The 7,617-nt window shown below is 71.1% G+C and carries 7 protein-coding genes and 1 pseudogene; 7 read left to right on the top strand and 1 reads right to left on the bottom strand.

From position 1 onward, the window contains the following. From ATM97_RS00350 to ATM97_RS00320, 7 genes and pseudogenes are all read left to right on the top strand, one after another. Positions 1-353 (top strand): annotated as a pseudogene (locus ATM97_RS00350) (hypothetical protein); the annotation flags it as partial. Further along, a complete protein-coding gene (gene miaA / locus ATM97_RS00345) occupies positions 350-1,297 on the top strand; it encodes a tRNA (adenosine(37)-N6)-dimethylallyltransferase MiaA (RefSeq protein WP_218715884.1) in 948 nt (315 codons plus the stop codon). The pseudogene ATM97_RS00350 and the gene miaA, both read left to right, overlap by 4 nt. Before the next feature lie 8 nt (positions 1,298-1,305). Then, entirely contained in the window at positions 1,306-2,130 is an 825-nt protein-coding gene (locus ATM97_RS00340; protein ID WP_308248319.1) for a TrmH family RNA methyltransferase, read from the top strand. Positions 2,131-2,174: 44 nt separating this feature from the next. Next, positions 2,175-3,056, top strand: coding sequence for a diaminopimelate epimerase (gene dapF / locus ATM97_RS00335; protein WP_218715885.1), 882 nt, complete (start codon positions 2,175-2,177; stop codon positions 3,054-3,056). 171 nt (positions 3,057-3,227) lie between these two features. Next, positions 3,228-4,658 carry a GTPase HflX gene (gene hflX / locus ATM97_RS00330; protein ID WP_255586520.1) on the top strand — a complete coding sequence of 477 codons (1,431 nt, stop codon included), beginning with the start codon at positions 3,228-3,230 and terminating at the stop codon, positions 4,656-4,658. A 142-nt stretch (positions 4,659-4,800) separates the two neighbouring features. Next, positions 4,801-5,658, top strand: a complete 858-nt coding sequence (locus tag ATM97_RS00325) for a lysophospholipid acyltransferase family protein (protein WP_308248318.1) — start codon at positions 4,801-4,803, stop codon at positions 5,656-5,658. A gap of 91 nt (positions 5,659-5,749) precedes the next feature. After that, complete coding sequence (locus ATM97_RS00320) at positions 5,750-6,493, top strand: pirin family protein (protein ID WP_218715880.1); 744 nt, start codon at positions 5,750-5,752, stop codon at positions 6,491-6,493. Positions 6,494-6,512: 19 nt separating this feature from the next. Here ATM97_RS00320 and lexA read toward each other — a convergent pair whose 3' ends face one another. Then, on the bottom strand, positions 6,513-7,154 hold the full coding sequence (lexA, locus tag ATM97_RS00315; protein ID WP_374104813.1) for a transcriptional repressor LexA: 642 nt from the start codon (positions 7,152-7,154) through the stop codon (positions 6,513-6,515). Positions 7,155-7,617: the final 463 nt, after the last annotated feature.

Raw genomic sequence — 7,617 nt, 5'->3', positions numbered from 1 at the left:
GGGCCGAACTCGACGCCGACCCCGCCCCGCACGCGGTGCTGGTCGTCGCCGACGGCGCGGCGACGCTCACGGTCGCGGCGCCCGGATACCTGGACGAGCGGGCGGCGCCGGTCCAGGACGCGCTCGACGCCGCCCTGCGCGTCGGCTCGCGGACCGGGCTGGCGGTCCTGGACCCCGCGCTGTGCGCGCAACTGCTGCTCGACGGGCGGGCCGCCTATCAGGTGCTCGGCGGTCTGTTCGCCACCGATTCGGCCGATCCACGGGTGCGTACCCTCTATCAGGGCGCACCCTATGGTGTCGGCTACGACGTGAGCGTGTGGGAACCCGGTGGACAGGAAGGTAGCGACGAGTGACGAGCTGGCCCGGGCGCCCCATCGCGGTCGTCGGCCCCACCGCCACCGGCAAGTCCGATCTCGCGCTCGACCTGGCCGAACGGCTCGACGGCGAGATCGTCAACATCGACGCGATGCAGCTCTACCGCGGAATGGACGTCGGCACCGCCAAGCTGCCGCCCGACCAGCGCCGTGGCATTGCGCACCACCTGCTCGACGTGCTCGAGGTCACCGAGACCGCGACGGTCGCCGCCTACCAGCGCGAGGCGAGCGCGATCGTCGAGGACATCATGGCGCGCGGGCGCACTCCGGTGATCGTCGGCGGCTCGATGATGTACGTGCAGGCCCTGCTGGACCAGTGGGACTTCCCGGCCACCGACCCGGCGGTGCGCGCCCGCTGGGAGGCATTGCTCGCCGAAGGCGGCGTGGCCGCCGTGCACGCGGCGCTGCGCGCGGCCGATCCGGTCGCGGCCGCCACCATCCTGCCCACCGACGGTCGCCGGATGGTGCGCGCGCTCGAGGTAGTCGAGCTGACCGGCCAGCCCTTCGCGGCCTCGGCACCGACGATCGGCGCCCCCCGCTGGGACACGGCCATCCTCGGCGTCGACCGCGAGACCGCCGCCCTGGACGCCCGGATCGAGACCCGGACCGCCCTGATGTTCGACACCGGTCTGGTCGAGGAAGTGCGCGCCCTGATCGACGTCGGCCTGCGCGAAGGCCAGACCGCCCGCCGCGCGATCGGCTACGCCCAGGTGCTGGCCCACCTCGACGGTGACTACGACCTCGCCCACGCCCGCGAGCGCACGCTGATCGGCACCCGCCGGTATGTGCGCAGGCAGCGGTCGTGGTTCCGCCGCGATCCCCGGGTGACCTGGGTCGACGGCGCCGACCCCGAGCTCGCCGCGACCGCGCTGGCCCGGCTCACCACGCACCAGACAGACCCGACAGGACGGACAGCGCAGTGACGCGACGAGTGAGTACCCGCAACGCCTCGGTGCAGGTGTGGCAGGCCTACCTCAACAACCGGACGAAACGTCATCGTGACGGCCGGTTCCTCGTGCAGGGCGTGCGCCCGATCACCCAGGCGCTGGCCAACGACTGGCCCCTGGAGACGCTGCTCTACCGGCTGGGCACCCCCGAACTGTCGAACTGGGCGCGCGAGGTGCTCGACACCGCCGACGTGCCGCAGGTCGGACTCGTGCCCGAGCTGATGGCCGAGCTGGGTGAGAAGGCGGCGAGCGTGCCGGAGATCGTCGCGGTCGCGGTGTCGCGGCAGCCGGACCTGGCCGACTACGCGCCGGGCGAACCGGGGGAGGACGCGCCGGTCGTCGTCGTGTTCGATCGCCCGAACTCGCCGGGCAACCTGGGCACCCTGATCCGTTCGGCGGACGCCTTCGGCGCCTCGGGCGTGATCGTCACCGGCCACGGCGCCGACCAGTTCGACCCGCAGGCCGTGCGCGCCTCCACCGGCTCGCTGTTCGCGGTCCCGGTGCTGCGCGCGGCAGGCCCGGCCCAGGTGCTCGAGTTCCGCGATCGCCAGGTGGCCCGCGGCATCCCCACCCGCATCGTCGGCACCGACGAGGACGCGCCCAGCACCATCTACGACTACGACTTCACCGAGGCCACCATCCTGGTGGTCGGCAACGAGACGACCGGGATGAGTTCGGCCTGGGCCGAGGCCTGCGACGATCTGGTGACCATCCCGATGGGCGGCACGGCCAGCTCGCTCGGCGCGCCGTCGGCGGGCGCGATCAGCCTGTACGAGATCGCCCGTCAGCGGCGCACCTTCGCCCGGTAACGCGGTCCCCGGCGGCGCAGAGGAGAATGACGAACGTGTCCGACATCGAATTCAGCAAAGGCCACGGCACCCAGAACGACTTCGTGGTGCTGCCCGACCCCCAGGTCCGGCTCGACCTGACCGCCGACCGGATCGCCGCGCTGTGCGACCGGCAGCGCGGGCTGGGCGCCGACGGCGTGCTGCGGGTGGCGAAGACGGGCGCGCTGGTCGAAGCGGGCGTACTCACCGCGCTGCCCGAGGGTGTCGGCGCCGAGGACTGGTTCATGGACTACCGCAACGCCGACGGCTCGATCGCCGAGATGTGCGGCAACGGCGTGCGGGTCTTCGCGCACTACCTCGCCGCGTCCGGGCTGGAATCGCGCACGGAGTTCGTCGTCGGCAGCCGGGCCGGCGCCCGGCCGGTCGTGGTGCACGCGGCCGGACCGGTCGAGGGCGAGGTCACCGTCGACATGGGCGTTGTGCGCGAACTCGGGCCCTCGACCGCCACCCTGGGCGGCTGGGCGCTGTCGGGCATCGGCATCGATGTCGGCAATCCACACCTGGCCTGCGTCGACCCCGGGCTCACCGCGGACGCGCTGGCCAAGCTGGATCTGGCGGTCTCGCCCGGCTTCGACCCCGACCTGTTCCCGCACGGGGTCAATGTCGAGATCCTCACCGCGCTCGGCCCCGACAACGCCGTCGACATGCGCGTCTACGAACGCGGCGTCGGCGAGACCCGGTCCTGCGGAACGGGAACCGTGGCCGCGGCGGCCGCCGCGCTGACCGCCGCCGGTGTCTCGGTGAGCACCGGATCCGGTGCGGTGACGGTGCGGGTACCCGGCGGCGAGGTGCGGGTGACCGTCGACCGGGGCCGGGCCCAGCTGCGCGGCCCGTCGGTGCTGGTGGCCACCGGAACGCTGTCGCGGGACTGGTGGGACGCGCAGTAGCGGGATAACCGGATGCGCCCTGTCACCGTGACGTGGCAGCATGGAGGGCGTATGACGAAACCAGAAACCCCCACAGACACCCCCTCGGCCGAGCACACCACCGCGGCCGAGCCCGACGTGGCCGCCGATCGCGGCGACGTCGACGACGCGCTGGCCCGCCACGCGGCCCGCATGCGGCAGCCCGGCTGGTCCCCCGAACCCACCGTCGGCGAGATGCAGCTCGACGAGCGTTCCTCGTTGCGCCGCGTGGCCGGACTGTCCACCGAGCTCACCGACATCACCGAGGTCGAATATCGGCAGCTGCGCCTGGAACGGGTCGTGCTGGTCGGTGTGTGGACCACCGGCAGCTCCGCCCAGGCCGAGGCGAGCATGGTCGAGCTGGCCGCCCTCGCCGAGACCGCGGGCTCGGAGGTCCTCGAAGGACTGATCCAGCGTCGCGACAAGCCCGACCCGGCCACCTACATCGGCTCCGGCAAGGCCGAGGAACTGCGCACCGTGGTTCTCGACACCGGCGCCGACACCGTGATCTGCGACGGTGAGCTGACCCCGGCGCAGCTGACCGCGCTGGAGAAGGTCGTCAAGGTGAAGGTCATCGACCGCACCGCGCTGATCCTCGACATCTTCGCCCAGCACGCCACCTCCCGCGAGGGCAAGGCCCAGGTCGCGCTGGCCCAGATGGAATACATGCTGCCCCGCCTGCGCGGCTGGGGTGAGTCGATGTCGCGGCAGGCCGGTGGTCGCGCGGGCAGCAACGGCGGTGTGGGTCTGCGTGGTCCCGGTGAGACCAAGATCGAGACCGACCGTCGCCGCATCCGCGAGCGGATGGCCAAGCTGCGTCGTGAGATCCGCGAGATGAAGACCGCGCGCGACACCATGCGCGCGCGCCGCGCGGGCAGCGGGGTCCCCTCGATCGCGATCGTCGGCTACACCAACGCGGGCAAGTCCAGCCTGATGAACGCGCTGACCGGAGCGGGCTTGCTGGTGCAGGACGCGCTGTTCGCCACCCTCGATCCGACCACTCGCCGGGCCGCGCTCGACGACGGCCGCGAGATGGTGTTCACCGATACCGTCGGCTTCGTCCGGCACCTGCCCACCCAGCTGGTCGAGGCGTTCCGCTCGACGCTGGAGGAGGTCACCGGCGCCGACCTGCTGCTGCATGTCGTCGACGGTTCCGATCCGCTGCCGCTCGAACAGATCAAGGCGGTCCGCGAGGTGATCACCGACGTGATCAAGGAGCAGGGCACCGCCGCGCCGCCGGAACTGCTGGTGGTCAACAAGATCGACGCGGCCGACCCGAACGAGCTCACCCGGCTGCGCGGGATGCTGCCCGACGCGGCGTTCGTCTCGGCGCAGACCGGCGCCGGGGTGGAGGAGCTGCGCGAGCGGCTCTCGGAGGTGCTCGGCGGGCTCGATGTCGACATCAGTGTGCTGCTGCCCTACAGCCGCGGCGACCTGCTCGCGCGCATCCACGCCGACGGCCGGATCATCACCTCCGAGCACGAGGAAGGCGGCACCAGGGTCCGCGCGCGGGTACCGCACGCGCTGGCCGCCGCATTGTCGGAATATGCCCATTCGGGCCCGGCCGAGGCCGTGCCGAACTGATCCGACCAGCAGGGTTTGCCGCGGGGTAGCGGTCAACGTCGATGCGACACAGCCATTTTCGGGCGCTATGGTCGATTGTCGACAGCAGGAGGGTGTTATGTCGAATGACCAGCGGGGTCCAGCGATTGTGAACGAGAACAGGGTGGGATCGGTCGAGCAGGGCGACCGGATCCTCTCCGACAACGCGCCGTTGAATCCGACGCCGAGCGAATGGGAGATCCGGGCGTTCGAGGCGTTCTTCGCGCCGGTGCGCGCGTGGACCAGTCCGCGGTTCTACGGCTTGGAGAACATCCCGGCCGAGGGCCCGGTGCTGATCGTGGCCAATCACAATCTGCTCGGCGGGATCGACGCGCCGCTGCTGATGCCGGAGATCCTGCGTCAGCGCGGGCGCCTGGTGCGCGGCCTGGCCGAGCACGTGCTGATGGTGCCGGGCGTGCGGGAGATCCTGCATCGCTTCGGCGCGGTGCGGGGCACCCGCGGCAACTGCCTGGCGCTGTTGGAGCGGGGCGAGGCTGTGGTCGTGTTCCCGGGCGGTGGCCGGGAGGCGATCCGCCGCAAGGGCGAGAAGTACGTGCTCAAGTGGGAGGGCCGGACCGGCTTCGCGCGGATGGCGATCCAGGCGGGGGTGCCGATCGTGCCGCTGGCGATGATCGGCATCGACGACGCGTTCGACATCGTCTTCGACGGCCAGCACCCGGTGATGCGCCCGCTGCGCTGGACGTGCAGCCTGCTCGGCATCAACCCGGAACTGAACCCGCCGCTGGTCAAGGGCATCGGCCCGACGCCGGTGCCGCGCCCGGAGCGGTTCTACTTCTCGGCGGGCACGCCGATCGACCCGACGCCCTGGCTCGAGGCCGACGATGTCGACGCCGCGGCGGCCGATCTGCGTGACGTGGTCCGCAAGGGGCTCGAGGAAGAACTCCAGTTCCTGTTCAACGAACGCGAGCGCGATTCCGGCCGCACCCTGGTCGGCCGCCTCCGCAACGCCTTGCCCTTCTGACCTTCGGGGGTGGAGCGCCGTGGAATGCCCGCGGCGCCCACCGCGTTACCCGCTATGCGGACCCTAGTCCGGATGGCGGAAGGTGATGACGATGGCGACGGCGCAGGTTCAGGTGATTCCGGGTGCGCGGCGCGCGCACTGGTGGAACGCCTGGCTCGATTCCCGGCAGTCCTTCCCGGCGACGGGCAACTTCGTGCTCGAGGACAACGCCCACGGACTGCTGCTGGTGCACAACGAGGACACCGTCGGCCCGGGCGAAGGGTTCGACACCCATCAGCACCGCGACACCGAGATCCTCACCTGGGTCCTGGAGGGCACCGTCGTGCACCAGGATTCCGCCGGGCATTCCGGCGTGATCCACCCGGGCCTGGCCCAGCGGATGAGTGCGGGCACCGGCATCCGGCATTCCGAACGCAACGGCGCCGGCTACCGGGAGCGTGAGCGCCTGCACGTCGTGCAGATGTGGATCCCGCCGGACACCCCGGGCGTCACGCCGAGCTACCAGGAACTCGACATCGCCGACGAGCTGCGCCGCAACACCCTGCTGCCCGTCGCCTCCGGCATGCCGCGCCATCGCGACCACGCCGCGATCGGCATCGGCAACCGGCACGCCACGTTCCATGTGGCGCGGCTGGATCCGGGCCGCTCGATTACCGTGCCGGACGCGCCGTACGGGCACGTCTTCGTCGCGCGCGGCTCGGTCGACTTCGAGGACCACGGCGCACTGGCGCAGGGCGACGCGGTGCGTCTGACCGCCGCCGGCGGCCACCGCGTCACCGCGTCGACCGCCGCCGAACTGCTGATCTGGGAGATGGACGCCGCCGTGCGCGACTGAGCGCCGGGGCGGCCGGATCTCAGATCTTGCGGATGACGGTGACGACCTTGCCGAGAATTTGCGCGTCGTTGCCCGGAATCGGTTCGAAGTGCGGGTTGTGCGGCATCAGCCACACGTCCTTGCCGGTGCGCTTGAACGTCTTCACCGTCGCCTCACCGTCGATCATGGCGGCGACGATGTCACCGCCCTCGGCGACGTTCTGCTGCCGCACCACGACCCAGTCGCCGTCGCAGATGGCCGCGTCGACCATGGACTGGCCCACGACCTTCAGCAGGAACAGCGAGCCGTCGCCGACGAGTTCGCGGGGGAGCGGGAAGACGTCTTCCACGGCCTGCTCGGCCAGGATCGGCCCACCGGCGGCGATTCGGCCCAGGACCGGAACGAAGGTCGGCGTCGGCCTGGCCGCGTCCACCTCGTCGGGCGCGTCGACGGGCAGCGTCGTCACCGAGCGGACCGCTTCGTCGAGACCGCGAACATTCACCGCGCGCGGACGATTCGGGTCGCGACGCAGGTACCCCTTGCGCTCGAGCGCGCGCAGCTGATGCGCCACCGAGGAGGTGGAGGTGAGCCCGACCGCGTCCCCGATCTCGCGGATGCTGGGCGGATAGCCGCGTTCGGTCACCGAGGTACGGATGACGTCGAGGACCGTGCGCTGACGCACGGTGAGATCCGCACCGGATCCCGATGTGACGGTGCCGGTAGCGCTTTCGTCACCCGTGTCGTCTGTGTGGGTCACCGTGTCCCGCCCTTCCGCTGGTCGATTTCGCCTTTCCGAGGCTAGTCGTGCCACGCCGAAGTATCAAACATCTGTTCGAGCATGTCGGGCGTTTCGTGCTGACATCGTCTCCGCGGCGTGGTAGAAATCGAACATCAGTTCGTCGCACAGGTGTTCGAACAAAGTGTGACACAGCGGCTTCACCAGCACTTCCTTCAGCAGCGGAGCACACCACCCCGGAGGTTCTTCCGATGAGCACAGCGACCAGCGCCCTGCGTTCCCACGACCACGCCGCCTACCCCGAGCCGATCGTCCGGCGCCGCCGCGACGCCCGGGCGCGACGGCCGTTCTCGCTCGTGCGCGGCGTCGGCGCCGGCTCGATCGTCCGTCGGCCCGCGCCGGTGCCGCC

Source organism: Nocardia sp. MH4 (assembly GCF_019266065.1).
In the GTDB taxonomy this organism is placed as follows: domain Bacteria; phylum Actinomycetota; class Actinomycetes; order Mycobacteriales; family Mycobacteriaceae; genus Nocardia; species Nocardia canadensis.
Note: the sequence above shows the minus strand (reverse complement) of the source record. Positions and strands in the feature narration are given on the sequence as shown.